General features: G+C 72.4%; 12 protein-coding genes. 10 read left to right on the top strand and 2 right to left on the bottom strand.

Annotation, left to right across the window (positions count from 1 at the left end; all coding sequences use genetic code 11):
- Nucleotides 1-76: 76 nt before the first annotated feature.
- A complete protein-coding gene (locus ICC28_RS09315) occupies nt 77-1,183 on the bottom strand; it encodes a DUF2786 domain-containing protein (RefSeq protein ID WP_188287954.1) in 1,107 nt (368 codons plus the stop codon).
- A 288-nt stretch (nt 1,184-1,471) separates the two neighbouring features.
- Here ICC28_RS09315 and ICC28_RS09310 point away from each other — a divergent pair, with 288 nt between their 5' ends.
- Nucleotides 1,472-3,160: a bifunctional 3'-5' exonuclease/DNA polymerase gene (locus ICC28_RS09310; RefSeq protein ID WP_188287953.1), complete on the top strand. Its 1,689-nt coding sequence runs from the start codon at nt 1,472-1,474 to the stop codon at nt 3,158-3,160.
- Between the two features lie 120 nt (nt 3,161-3,280).
- On the opposite strand, the gene ICC28_RS09305 is transcribed toward ICC28_RS09310, so the two are convergent.
- The gene (locus ICC28_RS09305; RefSeq protein ID WP_411158580.1) at nt 3,281-6,625 is read right to left on the bottom strand and encodes a BTAD domain-containing putative transcriptional regulator; all 3,345 of its coding nucleotides are present in this window, start codon (nt 6,623-6,625) and stop codon (nt 3,281-3,283) included.
- Nucleotides 6,626-7,380: 755 nt separating this feature from the next.
- Between ICC28_RS09305 and ICC28_RS09300 the strand changes: the two genes are divergently transcribed.
- From ICC28_RS09300 to ICC28_RS09260, 9 genes are all read left to right on the top strand, one after another.
- Nucleotides 7,381-7,965, top strand: coding sequence for a sigma-70 family RNA polymerase sigma factor (locus ICC28_RS09300; protein WP_188287951.1), 585 nt, complete (start codon nt 7,381-7,383; stop codon nt 7,963-7,965).
- Nucleotides 7,962-8,714 (top strand): anti-sigma factor domain-containing protein, encoded by a 753-nt coding sequence (locus tag ICC28_RS09295; protein WP_188287950.1) that lies wholly within the window; start codon nt 7,962-7,964, stop codon nt 8,712-8,714. Before ICC28_RS09300 ends, ICC28_RS09295 begins: the two co-directional genes overlap by 4 nt.
- A 941-nt stretch (nt 8,715-9,655) precedes the next feature.
- On the top strand, nt 9,656-11,245 hold the full coding sequence (locus ICC28_RS09290; protein ID WP_188287949.1) for a sulfite oxidase: 1,590 nt from the start codon (nt 9,656-9,658) through the stop codon (nt 11,243-11,245).
- Between the two features lie 67 nt (nt 11,246-11,312).
- Nucleotides 11,313-11,966 (top strand): fasciclin domain-containing protein, encoded by a 654-nt coding sequence (locus tag ICC28_RS09285; protein WP_188287948.1) that lies wholly within the window; start codon nt 11,313-11,315, stop codon nt 11,964-11,966.
- 77 nt (nt 11,967-12,043) lie between these two features.
- Nucleotides 12,044-12,265: a hypothetical protein gene (locus tag ICC28_RS09280; protein ID WP_188287947.1), complete on the top strand. Its 222-nt coding sequence runs from the start codon at nt 12,044-12,046 to the stop codon at nt 12,263-12,265.
- A gap of 627 nt (nt 12,266-12,892) precedes the next feature.
- Nucleotides 12,893-13,999: an ATP-binding protein gene (locus ICC28_RS09275; RefSeq protein WP_188287946.1), complete on the top strand. Its 1,107-nt coding sequence runs from the start codon at nt 12,893-12,895 to the stop codon at nt 13,997-13,999.
- Nucleotides 14,000-14,019: 20 nt separating this feature from the next.
- Nucleotides 14,020-14,847 carry a roadblock/LC7 domain-containing protein gene (locus tag ICC28_RS09270; protein WP_188288065.1) on the top strand — a complete coding sequence of 276 codons (828 nt, stop codon included), beginning with the start codon at nt 14,020-14,022 and terminating at the stop codon, nt 14,845-14,847.
- On the top strand, nt 14,840-15,226 hold the full coding sequence (locus ICC28_RS09265; RefSeq protein WP_188287945.1) for a DUF742 domain-containing protein: 387 nt from the start codon (nt 14,840-14,842) through the stop codon (nt 15,224-15,226). Before ICC28_RS09270 ends, ICC28_RS09265 begins: the two co-directional genes overlap by 8 nt.
- Before the next feature lie 4 nt (nt 15,227-15,230).
- Nucleotides 15,231-15,791, top strand: a complete 561-nt coding sequence (locus ICC28_RS09260) for a GTP-binding protein (RefSeq protein ID WP_188287944.1) — start codon at nt 15,231-15,233, stop codon at nt 15,789-15,791.
- The last annotated feature ends 3 nt before the right edge of the window (nt 15,792-15,794 follow it).

The raw sequence follows: 15,794 nt of genomic DNA, 5'->3' as shown, positions 1-15,794 counted from the left end.
GTCGGCTCCGGGGGCGCTCGGGCTCACCGGGGACGCCACCGTCAGGCGGTTCCCGCCGACCGGCGACCGAGCCGCGTCAGGCCAGCGGCCGTCTGGCCCTCACCTGGGCCCGGTCGGCCGCCTCGGCGCCCTGGGTCCAGCCCGCGGTGTCGTTGATGCCGCGCAGGCGGGTGGTGGTGGTCTCGGGGAACATGTGGTCCAGGCGGTTGGTGACGGCGACGTCACGGGAGGCCAGTACCGGCAGCAGGTCGTCGCTGACCTGGGTCTCGGCCGCCTGCGCGAGCCGGGTGCCGATGCGGTGCGCGTACGCGGCGAGGAAGGACTGCCGGAAGGTCTTGGTCCGCTTCCGCCCGCCCGCGCGCGCTTGCGCCTCCGCCTTCGTCATCGCCGTCTGCGCCTGGACGAGCAGCGAGGTGTAGAGCAACTCGGCCACCTCCAGGTCCGGCTCGAAACCGACGACGGTGGAAAAGCCGAAGGGCTCGTTCCACACCGCCCGGCAGTGGTTCGCGGCGGCCACCGCGTCCAGCAGCACAGCCTTGGCCTGCTCGTACGGCGGTTCGACGCCGATCCGGCAGGCGCTCGGCACGTCGGCGGCCGGGGCCTGCGCCGACAGTACGGCCTCGTCGACGCTGTGCCGGGCCATCAGTTCCTGCGCCTTGGCGGTCAGCGCCTCCGCCTCCTCCGGGTAGCCGGTCGCCTCCGCCTTGGCGAGCAGCGCGCGGATCCGGGTGAGCATGCGGGACTCGGGCCGGTGCGACCGCTGAGGCTCGTCGAGGCGTTCGAGGGACGGCAGGCGCAGCAGCAGGCGGTACAGCTCCAGAACGGCCGTCGCGCGCGAGAAGCGGTCGGTGCGCGGCGGCCCGTCCACGCTCGCGGCCAGCTCGTCGAGCTGCGCGCGCCAACGCGGGCCCCGGGGGCCGTCGTCCGGCGCCTGCGCGCCGATCAGGGCCGACACCAGCTGTACGTGTACGTCGTCCAGCTCGCGTCGGACGACGCGGACGACGTCGGCGGGCTGCCAGCCGCGGCGCCAGGCCGACGCGACGAACTCCGTGCCCCGGCGCTCCAGCTCGCGGTCCGCGCCGGGGTCGGCGGCGAGGAGGGAGGCGCCGGTGTCCAGGGCCGTGTCCGAGTCGGTGTGCAGGGCGGCCTGGAAGGCGAGGTCGACGGTGCGGGGCGTACTCACGTGAGGATCGTGCCATGGGGTGGGAGGGCAGGCAGGGCGTCAACCCGGGGTTGACGCATGCGGCCGGCTTCGGCGTCACCGGGCACGGACAGGCGGCGGAGGAAAAGGAATACGTAGCCGACTCGCTCTCGCGGTTCCGGAGGATCGGCGAGCAGATGAGGGCCGGAGGGGCCAGACCAGGCCGGGCCGTCACGGTTCCGGAAGATCGGCGAGCAGACGGGGGATGGAGGGGTCAGACCGGACCGCGGAGCTGGGGCCACTGTCAGACCCCCCTGCCACACTCGCAGCATGACCGACCGCTGGGCGCTCGCTCCGGCCGAGGACGGTGGCGTTGAGGTCGCCCCCCTCGGCCCGGACGGGCTGCCCGCCGGACCGGTGCGCAGGGAACCGGACCTGGCCGAGGCCGTGCGCGGGCGCCCGGAGGTCGCGCGGTGGGTGTGGCGGTCCACCGCCGAGGTCTATCCGCGCCTGCTCGCCACGGGGGTGCGAGTGGAGCGGTGCTACGACATCGAGGACGCCGAGACCCTCCTGCTCGGCCACGCGGGCCGCTACGGCGAACCCCGTTCCGCGGCCGCCGCCCTGGCCCGGCTGCGCGGCGGGCCCGTACCGCCCGACCCTCCCCAGCGGTCCGCCGAGCCGGGCGCCCAGTCGCCCCTCTTCGAGCCGCAGTCCGCCCATGTGCCGCTCGCCGACCTGATCGAGGTCTACGCCGACCAGCAGCGCCGCCACGACGCCACCGCGCACCCCGACCGGATGCGGCTGCTGACGGCGGCCGAGTCGGCCGGGATGCTGGTGGCCGCGGAGATGAACCGGGCCGGGCTGCCGTGGAGCGCCGAGGTGCACCGTGGGGTTCTGCACGAACTGCTGGGCGAGCGCTACGCGGGCGGGGGTGAGCCGCGACGGCTGGCCGAGCTCGCGGACGAGGTCTCCGCGGCGTTCGGCCGACGCGTCCGGCCCGATCTGCCCGCGGACGTCATCAAGGCCTTCGCTCAGGCCGGCATCAAGGTCAGGTCGACGCGGCGCTGGGAGATCGAGTCCCTGGACCATCCGGCCGTGAAGCCGCTGGTCGAGTACAAGAAGCTGTACCGCATCTGGGTGGCCCACGGCTGGTCCTGGCTCCAGGACTGGGTGCGCGACGGCCGCTTCCGGCCGGAGTTCCTCGCGGGCGGGACGGTCACCGGGCGGTGGGTGACCAACGGCGGTGGCGGGCTGCAGATCCCCAAGGTCATCCGGCGGGCCGTCGTCGCCGACCCGGGCTGGCGGCTCGTCGTCGCCGACGCCGACCAGATGGAGCCGCGCGTCCTGGCCGCGATCTCCCGCGACCCCGGGCTGATGGAGGTGGCGGGGCGGGAGAGCGACCTCTACCAGTCGGTGTCCGACCGGGCCTTCTCCGGCGACCGCGACCAGGCCAAGCTCGCGGTGCTCGGCGCGGTCTACGGCCAGACCTCCGGCGACGGCCTGAAGAACCTCGCCGCGCTGCGCCGCCGCTTCCCGCTCGCGGTGGCGTACGTCGACGAGGCCGCGCGGGCCGGCGAGGAGGGGCGGCTCGTACGGACCTGGCTGGGCCGGACCTGCCCCCCGGCGGCCGGGGCGGGCGAGGACCTGGAGGAGGAGGCGGGTATCCCGACCGCCGAGGACGACTCCGACGACCGTCAGCAGTGGGTACCGGGCTACGCCTCCACCAACGCCCGCGCGCGGGGCCGCTTCGCCCGGAACTTCGTCGTCCAGGGCAGCGCCGCCGACTGGGCCCTCCTGCTCCTCGCCGCCCTGCGCCAGGCCTGCGCGGGCATGGCGGCCGAGCTGGTCTTCTTCCAGCACGACGAGGTCATCGTGCACTGCCCGAAGGAGGAGACCGAGGCCGTCGTGGCCGCGATCCGGCAGGCCTCGGAGCTGGCGGGACGGCTGACGTTCGGGGATACCCCGGTGCGGTTTCCGTTCACGACGGCGGTGGTGGAGTGCTATGCCGACGCGAAGTGAGGGGCGGGGGCGGGGAGGGACGGGGCGACTGGACTCAACGGGAGCATTTGGCTGGGGCTGGTGGCAACGGGGGCAGCCGGAGTCGACGCGGAGCGATCATCCGAAGCCCGCGACGCACGATCAGTCGATGTCGCCCAGGAGCTCGCGGAGTTCGGCGGCGACCGTCTTCTCTTCCGTGCCGTCCAGCGCGGCGAGCGCCGTCCGCCAGGCCTCGTACGCCTCCTCGACGTGTCCCCGGTCGCGCAGGATCAGACCGTACTGGTGGCGGGCGAGACCGCCGATATAGCCGTCGGCGCGGGCGTCGGCGCGGCTCAGCAGTTCGGCGCACTCGCGGTCGGCCCGTTCCGTCCGGCCGAGCAGGCGCAGGGCGCGAACCAGTCCGAGCCGGGACTGGGACTCACCGTGCCAGTCGCCGTGGCCACCGAGGATCCGGTGGCTCTCCTCGAAGTGCGTGACGGCGGCGGCCGGTTCGCCCAGGGTGAGATGGGCGTAGCCGATGTTGCAGTGCGCGGCGTGCTGCACGATGACGTTGCCGATCTCGGCCCCGATCGCGAGCGAAAGCCGGTGCTGTTCGATGGCGGCACGGGGGTCGGTGTGCTCGTACAGGTTGCCGAGGTGGCCGTAGGTCACGGCCTCGCCCCAGGGGTCGTCGATCTGCCGTGACAGCTCCAGGCTCTGGCGCAGCGCCTCCCCGGACTCGGCGTACCGGCCGAGGTTCTCCAGCAGCAGGCCCCGGTTCTGCAGGCAGCGCCGGATCCGGGAGACCTCGCCGAGCCGCCGCCACAGTTCAAGGGACTGGTCGACGAGCGCGAGGGCCTCGCTCTGGCGGCCGGTGAGGAAGCGCAGTCCTGCCAGGTCACCCAGCGCGTACGCCTCGGCGACCTGGTCCCCGAGCCGCCGCGCCACCCGGAGCGCGGCCTGCCCGAGCCCCTCCATCTCGGAGACGCGGCCGCCGCGTTGGAGGTAGGGGAAGAGCAGGCGCAGGAGGGTGGAGACATGGGCGGCGATGCCGTCGTCTGGCGCGTCCGCGTACCGCTCGACGAGGGCGACGATGTTCTCCAGTTCCGAGCCGCACCAGGCGAAGGCCTCTTCGGAGGAGGCGAAGGGAGGTACGGACAGGGCGTGCGCCGCGTGCTCGGGCGGCTGCGACGGGGTCGGGCGGCGCCGGTCCTCCTGGTCGAGGCCGGGCTCGACGATCGCGGTGAGGGCGCGTTCGGCGACGGCCGTGTACCAGCGCACGGCCGTGCGGGCGATGTCGGGGGCGTGCCGGGTGTCCGTCAGCTCGCGCACGAAGTCGCGGACCAGGTCGTGGGGGGCGTACCGGCCGTACGCGGTCTCCTCCAGGAGGGCCACGTCGACGAGCCGGTCGAGCGCGGCCTCGGCGGGGGCGGTGTCGGTGCCGAGGAGACGGGCGATGAGGGGGGCGCCGTAGGTGGGCAGGTCGAGCCCGCCCAGGCGGCGCAGGGCGAGTGCGGCGTCGCGGTCGGTGCGGCGGCCCGAGGCGGCGAGCGCGTCGTGGGCCACGGCAAGGGAGCGGCGTACGGACAGGTCGTCGTACTCCAGGTGCCGCAACCGCCCTTCCGTGGCGGCCAGTTGATCGGCGAGCACGTCGGGGGTGAGAGCCCGGCGGGCGGCCAGTCGGGCGGCGACGATGCGCAGGGCGAGCGGGAGGCGGCCGGTGAGTTCGACGAGGGGGTGGGCGGCGTCGATGCGGTCCTCGTCGTCGGGGCCCTCGGCCTCGTCACGGCCGGACACCGTGCGCAGCAGGGTCGCGCTCTCCTCCGCGGACAGCGGGTCGAGCGGGAAGCGGCGGACACCGTCGAGTGCGGTGAGCGGCGAACGGCTGGTGACGATCACCGCGCAGTCGGCACCGGCCGGCAGCAACGGCCGTACCTGTGCGGCGTTCGCCGCGTCGTCCAGGACCAGGAGGGTGCGGGTCGGCGCGAGCAGCGAGCGGAGCAACGCGGCGGCCGCGTCAGGGTGTTCGGGGATGGCGCGGGGGTCCGCGCCGACGTCACGCAGCAGCGCGGCGAGCGCCTGGCCGGGGGCGAGGGGGGTCATCCCGGGGGTGGCACCGTGCAGATGGACGTAGAGCTGGCCGTCGGGGAAACGTTCCCGCAGCCCGTGGGCGACATGCAGCGCGAGGGCGCTCTTGCCGACGCCGGCCATGCCACTGAGGACGGCGACGGCGGGGTGCCGGCCCGGGGCGGCGCGGGAGAGGGTACGGCGGAGGTTCCGGATGAGGGCGGCACGGCCGGTGAAGTGGGCCGGTGGAGGCGGGAGTTGGGCGGGACGGGGCAGGGGGGTGGGGGCCGGTTCCGCGGGCGCGGTTCCTGGGGCTACGACGATCGAGGCGCCCTGCGCCGCGTCCGGGGCACCGTCGGCCCCCGTGGCGGCGGCGCCAGGGGCACCGTCAGCCCTCGCTTCGACCCCGCCCGGGGCACCATCAGCCCCGGCTCCGACCGCGCCCGAGGAACCGTCAGCCCCCGCTCCGACCGCGCCCGAGGAACCGTCAGCCCCCGCTCCGACCGCGCCCGAGGAACCGTCGGCGCGCGTGCCGAGCGGATCCGGGGGGCGGACTGTCGCGCCCGCCGCGCCCGAGCCCGGCGCCCCCGAACCCGGCAGCCCCGAACCCACCGTCTCCGGGTCCGCGGTCCCCCGCAGCACCTCCACATGCGCCTCGCGCACCGCCCGGCCCGGTTCGATACCGAGTTCCTCCAGGAGGCGGTTGCGCAGGTCGCGGTGGACGGCCAGGGCCTCGGCGCGGCGGCCGGTGCGGTGCAGGGCGAGCATCAGCTGCCGGTGGTACGCCTCGCGCAGCGGATGCTCGGCCGTGAGTGCCGCCAGTTCCGGTACGAGGGAGTCCAGCCGTGCGCCGGCAACGGCGAGCTCGGCGTCGTAGCGCCACTCCAGGAGCAGCAGCCGCGCTTCCTGCAGACGCTGTACGAGGGCGTATCCGCCCAGTTCGGAGGGGAGGCCGCTGAGCGGGGTGCCGCGCCACAGGGAGAGCGCGGACTCGCACTCACCTACCGTGCGCTGCCAGTCACGGTCGGCGTGGGCGGCACGGGCGGCGGCGACATGGCCGTCGAAGACGTGCAGGTCCAGCTCGCCCTCGTCGACGCGCAGTTGGTACCCGGGCGGCACCGCCCGCAGCCGTTCGGGGTCGTCGAGCAGCCGTCGCAGCCGGGTCACGTGGTTGTGCAGCGAGGCCTGCGCCGACGTGGGCGGCGCACCGCCCCACAGGGCGTCCTTGAGCGAGTCGACCGAGACGACGCGGCCGGATTCGAGCAGCAGCGCGGCCAGCAGGACGCGCACCTTGGTGCTGCCGATGGGACGGACCCCGACGCCGTCAGCGACCCCCGGGCCCGCGGAGGCGCGGTACGGATCGGAGGAACGGTACGGATCGGAGGCGCCGAACAGAACGGTCGGCCCCAGCAGCCCGAACCTCAGTCCGCACCGCGTCACAGCGCCCCACCGCCCCATCGCCTTCCCGAGTGCGTACGACGACGTACGACATCCCGAACCACTCCTGGCGGATTCTCCTCCCACCAGCGGCGGTTTTCCGCCATCTGTCCACGACGCGCCAGCCGCCGCAATCCGCTGCCGCTCCGGCGCCCATCGGGACCGTACGACGTCTTCACGCCAATCGGCCGACAGCGAAACGGAGGACCATTGGCCACATGTTAGCGATCTGTTGGCGCGGCCTGATGTGATCAATGCATCGGATCTGGCCCGACGGCGCGCGCGTTTGACGCGTTACTCGGGGGAGTGTCGCCGTCGCGCCGGATCCGGGGACACACGAGGGTCCCGGTCGGCGGAGGTGAACGACCGGGACCCTCGTCCCGTATCCGCGCCCCGAGTGGCACAGCCCCAGACGTTTGCGACCCCTGGCGCTCCCCGCCTCTCCGGCAGGGCGACGAACCGGCCCGCAAGCGCGGCCACGGCCCACTCAGCCCCAGGGAGATGGCCCGCCCCCGCAGGCACGACGTTCCGATCACCGGGCGAAGAGCCCGGAGCATCGGAGCATCCGCGCGAGTCCCCCGTCACCGATGAGGACGCCCCGAGGAACCGCAACGAGGCAGGGCTGCTGCGCGCCCGGCACAGCAACGGCCGCAGGTGCGCCGTCGCCGCCGTCGGCGAATCCGTCACGAGCGCAACCAATCCAGGTGGCTTCCGGGAACGGATTACGCCCGGACACGTCCCGACGGTGGAGGCCCTCGATGAAAGAAGCAGTACATATCGGCAGAAAATCACCGTCGGGACCCGACCTGCAGGAACTCGTGGGGCAGGTGGCCCTGGGGGACGAGGAGGCCTTCGCTCGCGTGTACGACCTCGTTGCGGGCCCGGTGCTGGGCGTCGTGCGTGCCGTGGTGAGGGATCACGCACAATCGGAGGAGGTGGCGCAGGAGGTGCTGGTGGAGGTGTGGCGGACCGCTCCCCGCTACCGGCCCGATCGCGGGACCGCCGTCAACTGGATCCTCACTCTGGCGCACCGCCGGGCGGTGGACCGGGTCCGTTCGGTGGACGCCGCGATGGCCCGGGACCGCAAGGCCGCGCTGCTCGACAGGATGCCGGAGTACGACGAGGTGGCCGAGCACGTCGAGGCACGACTGGAACGGGAACAGGTGCGGCGCTGTCTGCGCACCCTGACCGAGCTCCAGCGTCAGTCCGTCACCCTCGCCTACTACCGGGGCCTGACCTACCGCCAGGTCGCCGAGGCGCTTGATCTCCCGCTGGGGACCGTGAAGACCCGACTGCGCGACGGACTGATCCGGCTGCGCGACTGCCTTGGGGTGACCGCGTGACGACCATCGACCTGCACCGGCTGACCGGCGCGTACGCCCTGCACGCCCTGTCCGACGAGGAGAACGCCTCGTTCGAACGGCACCTCGCCGACTGCGAAACGTGCGCGCAGGAAACGGCCGAGCTCAGCGCCACCGCCGCTCGTCTGGGACTGGCCGTCGCCACGACTCCGGCTCCGGCCTTGCGCGAGCGGGTGCTGCGCCGGATCACCACCGTTCGACAGGAGACACCCGGCGCGTCCACCCGGGCCCTCCCGAGGCACGCGGGACTGAAGGCCCGGCTGCTGTCCCGGTGGGCGCTCACCGCCTGCCTCGCGGCGGCGGCGGCGCTCGGCGGGACGACCGTGTGGCAGCACCACCGGGCCGAGGACGCCCGCACCCAGGCCGACCAGGCCTCCCGGACCTCCGAGGAGATCGCCGCGGTACTGGCGGCGCCGGATGCCAGCACGCTCGGCGCCCGCCTGACCGACGGCGCCACCGGTACGGTCGTCGTCTCCCGCAGCCGGGACAGGGCCGTGTTCGTCGTCTCGGGAATGGCCCGTCCGCCCGGCGGCAAGGTCTACCAACTCTGGTTCGACGACGACGGGACCATGCGGTCCGCCGGGCTGATGGACCCCGACCGCGCCGACCAGGCGGTCCTGATGCAAGGAGGCGTCGACCGGGCGTCGGGCATGGGCATCACCGTCGAACCCGACGGCGGCTCGAAGCAGCCCACCACCACGCCGATCGCGCTGATGCCCCTTCCCGCCTGACTGCGGCCCGCTACGGCATCCGGATCATCCGGATCATCCAGATGTTCCTGCCGAAACGCTGGGACGTGGATCCCGACGGGCCAGGGCATCCGCCGCCCGGCAAGGGCCCCCGCCGCCCGGCCGGGCGCGGCGCGGGCCGGGGCTGCGCCGGTTCGCAGCCGGGCAACCGCCGCAACCGCCGCCAGGGGCTGAGAAGGCGTCCCGGACCGCGTCCTCCGCCTCCGTCCGGGGGCCCAGGAGACGGTGGCGGGCCGCGTGAGCGACGGCTCTGGGCCCCGTCTCCCACCCGCTGCACGACCCCGCCCAGGCGGAACTCACGACACCGAGGAGGCATACCGCACAGCCGGGAGCGCACGGCGGCCACGAGTCACCGAAGGGTCCAGGGGGCGGAGCCCCCTGGCGGGGTCGAAGGGGCGGAGCCCCTGGGGGATGGGACGGGTAGGGGCGGCGGGGGCGAAGAAGACAACCGCGTGCCGCCGGACGAGCACGGCGGACGCGTCCTCGTCACCCTCCGGGACGCGGACCGCCGGCAGAGCGTCGTCCGTGTCGAGCCGGACATCCGGCGGTGCGCTGCCGGGCGGTGCACTGTCCGGCGGTGCGCTGCCGGGTGGTGCGCGCTGTCCGGCGGTGCGCTCGATGCGCGGGCCCCCGCCACTGGGCGGCTCCTCTGGTCCGGTCTTCCCGAGGCAGGTCTTCCCGAGGGTTCGGACACCGCCGCGCGGTCTCCGCTGCGCGGTCTCCGCGGCGCGATCTCCGCCGCGCGGGAACTTCGTGCCGCGAGGGCCCGGCGGAGGATTCCGTCACACTCGGCGACTGGTGAAATGGAAAAGGCCCCTTGGAGATGATCCGTAGCCGAAGCCGCCACGGATTGGTGGAAAAAGAAAATTCGTCCGATCGCGGGTAAGACCAATCCGGCGGGATTGCAGGACCGGATTCCCCACGTGACCGAGACCGAGAAGAATCCCCGCCGCCGGCCCGGCCCGGTACGGCTGCTGCTGGGCGCGCTCAGCGGTGCGCTGGCCGGGTGTGCCGCCCTCGCGGTCGCCGAGGCCACGGCGGGTGCGGTCCGCCCGCAGGCCGGTCCCGTAGTCGCCGTCGGCGGCGCGGCGATCGACCGTACACCCGCGGCGGTCAAGGACTGGGCGATCCGGAATTTCGGGACCGACGACAAACTGGTTCTCCAACTGGGAATTCTCGCGGTCCTTGCACTGTGCGCGGTATTCCTTGGAATCTCCGGACTGTGGTTCCGGCGTACGGCGGCGGCCGGTGTGCTGCTGTTCGGGGCCGTGGGAGCGCTCGCGGCGACCGGCAGGCCCGACTCGACCGGTGTCATGGACGCGCTGCCCTCGGTGGCCGGGGCCGTCGCCGGAGCCGTGCTCCTGTACGTGCTCGCGGGCCGCCTCGAACCCCGTGCGCCGTCGCCGGTGTCGTACGCCGCGGACTGGGACCGGCGCGGTTTCGTGATCGCGGCGGGCGCGGCGGCCGTGGCGTCGGCGGGCACCGGGCTGCTGGGCCGGTCTCTGACCGGGACCCGCGGCCGGGACGCGATCGCCTCCCGGCGGAACGTGGTGCTGCCCGCTCCCGACTCTCCGGCCCCCGCCGTACCGAAGGGCGCCGGACTGCGGATTCCCGGGGTCAGCCCGTTCGTCACGCCGAACGGCGACTTCTACCGTGTCGACACCGCCCTCGTGGTGCCCAAGGTGGACGCGACGTCCTGGCGGTTGCGGATCCACGGCAAGGGCGTCACCCGCCCGGTCACGCTCTCGTACGACGATCTCCTGCGCCGTGATCTGGTCGAACGGGACATCACGTTGACCTGTGTCTCCAACGAGGTCGGCGGACCCTACGTCGGCAACGCGCGCTGGATCGGCGTACGACTGGCGGATCTGCTGGCCGAGTGCGGGGTGAAGCCGCCCTCGAAGGGCGGTCCCGCCGACCAGCTGGTCGCGCGTTCCGTCGACGGCATGACGATCGGCAGCCCGGTCGAGGACGTGATGGACGGCCGCGACGCCCTCCTCGCCCTCGGCATGAACGGCGAACCCCTGCCCTTCGCCCACGGCTTCCCGGTCCGCATGGTGGTGCCCGGTCTCTACGGCTTCGTCTCCGCCTGCAAATGGATCAAGGAGATCGAACTGACCACCTTCGACTCCTACGACCCCTACTGGGTCAAGCGCGGCTGGGCCCGCAGGGCGCCGATCAAGACGCAGTCGCGCATCGACACGCCCAAGCCGTTCGCCCGCCCCGGGGCGGGCACGGTGATGGTCGCCGGCGTCGCCTGGGCCCAGCACCGCGGCATCGACAAGGTCGAGGTCCGGGTGGACGACGGCCCCTGGCGGGAAGCCCGGCTGGCCGCCGAGGACACGGCCGACACCTGGCGCCAGTGGACCTACCCCTGGCAGGCCACCAAGGGCGGCCACACCCTCACCGTCCGGGCCACCGACCGCACCGGCGCGATGCAGACCGAGAAACGCACCCGCACCGTCCCCGACGGCGCCGACGGATGGCACTCCGTGGTGGTCACCGTCGACTGACCCGAGCCACTTTCCCCCTCCCCATGTGACGGCAGCTCAGGCTGCGCCAACCAACAGGAGAAACACCATGAACACCCGTATCCGCCGTACCGCCGTGACCCTGGCCGCCGTGGCCGTCCTGCCCCTGGCCCTGAGCGCCTGCTCCGACAGCGGCTCCGACTCCGCCGAGTCGGACTCCTCGCCGAAGGCGTCGGCGCCCGCGACGGACGACAGCATGACCGGCTCCAACAGCAGCGCCGCCATGGACGAGCCGTTCGGTCCGGCCTGTTCCGCGGTGCCCGCGAGCGGTGCCGGTTCCTTCGACGGCATGGCCCAGGACCCCGTCGCCACCGCGGCCTCCAACAACCCGGCCCTGTCCACCCTGGTCACCGCGGTGAAGAAGGCCGACCTGGTCGACACCCTCAACAACGCCCAGGACATCACCGTGTTCGCCCCGACCAACGACGCCTTCGCCAAGATCCCCAAGGCCACGCTGGACAAGGTCCTCAACGACAAGGCTCAGCTCACCAAGATCCTCACTTACCACGTCGTCGGCCAGAAGCTCGCCCCCAAGGACCTGGAGAGCGGCTCCTTCGACACCCTGGAGAAGTCGAAGCTCACCACCTCCGGTTCCGGCGAGTCCTACACCGTCAACGACTCCGCCAAGGTCGTCTGCGGCAACGTCCAGACCGCCAACGCCACCGTCTACATCATCGACAGCGTCCTGATGCCCGGTAGCTGACGGGTTGCCACGGGTGGGGTGCCGCACATGCGGCGCCCCACCCGTGGCCGCGGCGTCCGTGCGGGGCGGGCGGAACCATGCCTGGGGACGACACCGCCCTGTCCGCCCTGTCCGCCCTGTCCGCCCTGTCCGCCCTGTCCGCCCTGCTCGCCCTGCTCGCCGATGCCGTGCGGGACGTCCGGCGCCATGTCACCGCGCCCACCGAACAGGTGTCGTGTCCGGACGTCGTGTCCGGACGTCGTGTCCGGGCGACTCACGGTCGACGCGCCCGCCGCGCCCCGGGCACCGGCGTCCCCTGATCCGGAGAGTGCCAAGAGCCGTACGCCTGACGCGGAGAGCGACACGAGCCGTACGCCCCGCCGTTGACGACCTGGCACCGGTCCTCGGTCGCCGTGCTCGCCGCGGTGGCCGCCGTGTCCTGTGGTGCGTTCGCCCTCGACGTGGTCCGGGCGCACACCGCTCACCGGGCGGCCGCGCCCTGGCGGGCCCGGACGGCGCACCGGCTGTCACGCCACGGACCTCGCACCCCGTGGTGCACGGAGCACGGGGAAGACACCCGTCCCGTGTCGAGAGCGTCGAGCCGACAGCACGACCCTCACGAGCTTGCCGGGGCAGCATGTGGCCCTTGCCAACAGCCCTTAGATGTATGGCATGTTGACGGGACGTAACCCGGAGGAGCGGCCTCCGGTGCGGCGGTTGACGGTGATAGCATTCCGCCGTCTGCAACCTTGATCCACTTTTGTTCAGGTGGTGCACCTGAACGCGGTGAACTCTGCCCGAACCCGTTGCGCAGCCCCCGGGCGGGTTGCGGATTCTCGTGAGGCGTTCCGACGCCTGCATGCCATGCGCCGGGAAAGGTTTCCATGACTGAACAAACGCTTCTCTGGTGCCTGGCTGCGATAGCGGCGATAGCCACAGTCGCGGTCGTGGCACTCGTGTTCCGCAGTAGAGGCCTGAAGAGGAGGAAGGCGGAGTCCGAGGCCTCGCTACAGGCTCAACTGCAGTACAGTCAGGGCGAACTTGCCCGCGTACAGGCCGAGTTGTCCAGGCTCCGGGACGAGCAGGACCGCGCCATCCGCGAAGCGGAGCAGGGCGCCGAGGAGAACACCAAGGGAGTCCTCAAGGGCGCCGCACGGTTCCTGCAGAGCCTCGCGGCCGAGCAGACGATGCTGCTGGACGGTGTCCAGCGTGAGTACGGCGGCCATGCGGTCCTGGCCGATCTGATGGACATCACGCATGCCAATGCCCAGATGGCCCGCAAGGCCCAGGGCATCGCGGTCATGTGCGGTGCGCCTCTGGGCCGTCGCAGCCAGCCTGCCAGCGTCTACGACGTCGTGCGCAGCGCCCAGAGCCAGATCCGCAACTTCCAGCGGGTCGAGATCATGCAGCCGAGCGGCATCGCGCTGAAGGCCGCCGCCGTGGCACCGGTCGCCCTGGCCGTCGCCGAGCTGCTCGACAATGCCGCCAGCTTCTCCCAGGCGGACGCGCCGATCGAAGTGACGTTCCGCCAGGCCCAGAAGAACCTGTGCATCGTCATCGACGACGCCGGCGTCGGCATGGGCGACGAGGAGCGGCAACGGGCGAGCGCGCTGCTGTCCGGCGACGACGTCCCCCGGCTGTCCCAGCTGGGCGCCCAGCCGAAGTTCGGTTTTCCGGTGATCGGTCTGATCGCCCGCCAGTACGGCTTCAAGGTGGACGTCACCGGCGTCTCCCGCTACGGCGGCGTGCGGGCCGTCGTCCTGCTGCCCGAGGAGCTGTGGACCATGGAGGAAACCCCGCCGCCGGCGCCCGAGGCGGCACAGGTGAGCAGCATCCGGTCGGTGGAGGGGACGTCGGCGCGTACGGCGGGCGGTCTGCCGAAGCGCGGGGCTCGCACGTCGCCCGCCGCCGTCCCCCTCGCGACGGAGCATCCGACCGGTCGAAGGGTCCGGCGGGGTGGTGGCAGCCTGGCCGCGCTGCAGCGTGGTACGCAGACCGGGCGGGACGTGTCCTCCCCCGACGCCACGACGTCCGGAGGGTCCGAGAACGCATGAGTACGCCAGATCTGTCGTGGATGGTCCAGGACATCGCCGACAACGTGCCGAGGACACGTGCCGCGGTGGTGCTGTCCGCGGACGGCATCCCGCGCGGTTCCACAGCCGGCCTGACGAACCAGGATGTGCGCACGATCTCCGCGGCCATGGCCGGGATGCAGTCGCTCAGCCGGGCCACCGCGCATTTCGCCGGATCCTCGCAGGACCGGGCGTGGATCCAGACCGTGATCGAGTTCCAGCACGGCTGGGTGTTCCTGATCGGGGCCGGGCAGGGCGCCTACCTGGCTGCCGGCGCCGAGCCCGATGTCGACATGGAGCAACTCAGTTTCCGTATGAACCGGCTGGTCTCCCGGCTGGGCAGCAACCTCACGGCCCCGCCGCGGGTGACCGCCGGCGACGTGGCCCGGGCCGGGAACGACTCCCCGGCGCCGCACGAGGAAGCGGGCAGGTCTGTCGCCGTACTCGCCGAGCTGGACAAGGCGGTGGCTTCGGTGCCAGGCGCCCTGCACGCTCTGCTGCTCGGGCCGGACGGACTGCCGCGCGGGGCGAGCGCGGGGGTCGGCCGGGACCTCGCGGACACCATCTCGGCGGCCATGACGGGCATTCACGCCTACAGTCGGGCGACCGCGCCGTTCGCGGGCGGGCAGCAGGACGACGAGTGGAGTCAGACGGTCATCGAGTTCCAGCACGGCTGGGTGTTTCTGATCGGGACCGACGAGGGTGACTTCCTGGCGGCCGCGGCCGAGCACGACTGCGACATCGAGGAGTTCACCGCACAGCTGATTGACGCGACGTCCGCGCTCGTCTCGCGGCCGGTCACGCAGGGAGTAGGGACCAGTGATGCATGACGACCCGGACGACGCGCTGGAACTGACCACCCCGTTAGTTCCGCTGTTCATCATCGCCGGGGGACGCGCCCTGCCGCAGGACAGCGAGTACGAGCACACGACGATGATCACGGCTGGGGAGGCAACCGCGGCTGCGGCTCGCACCCTGGCTCCGGAGACCCGCGCCATCATGGACCTGATCGCGGACGGCTACCTCTCGGTCGCCGAAGTCGCCGCCCACACCCGGCTGCCCCTGGGCGTCGTACGCATCATGCTGGCCCAGCTGGCCGAGGACGGCCTGATCCATGTGCGTAATCCGGTGCCGCATGCCGAACGTCACGACCCCGTGCTGCTCAATGCCGTACTCGACGGCCTGATGAGAATCCGAACCGGAGCGTAGCCCCGTGTACCTCGATCCCAAGGTCTCCCGCTCCGTGAAGGTCCTGGTCGTGGGCCACTTCGCGGTCGGGAAGACGACATACATCGGCAGCGTCTCCGAGATCGAGCCGCTGCAGACCGAAGAGGAGATCACCGAGGCCAGCGAGGGCCTCGACGACCTCTCCGAGACCCCGGACAAGACCACCACGACGGTGGCGATGGACTTCGGGCGGCTGACCCTCAGCGAGGACCTGGTCCTCTACATCTTCGGAACCCCCGGTCAGGAACGCTTCAAGCAGATGTGGGAAGGCCTGTCGAAGGGAGCACTGGGGGCACTGGTCCTGGTGGACCCTGAGCGGCTGGAGGAGACGTTCCCCATCCTGGACCTGGTCGAGGCGTTCGGCCTGCCCTATGTCGTCGGCGTCAACACCTTCGACGGCAAGCGCCGATTCCCGCTGGACGAAGTATGCGAGGCACTCAACATCCCAGAGGAGACGCCGGTCATCGACTGCGACGTCCGTGACCAGGACTCCTCGATGCAGGCGCTCATCACGCTCGTGAAGCACCTCCTGTCCTCACTCAGCTAGTAG

Origin of the sequence: Streptomyces sp. TRM68416 (assembly GCF_014596915.1) — a bacterium.
In the GTDB taxonomy this organism is placed as follows: Bacteria; Actinomycetota; Actinomycetes; order Streptomycetales; family Streptomycetaceae; genus Streptomyces.
The sequence above is the reverse complement of the archived record's forward strand: the minus strand, read 5'-3'. Positions and strand labels throughout refer to the sequence as shown.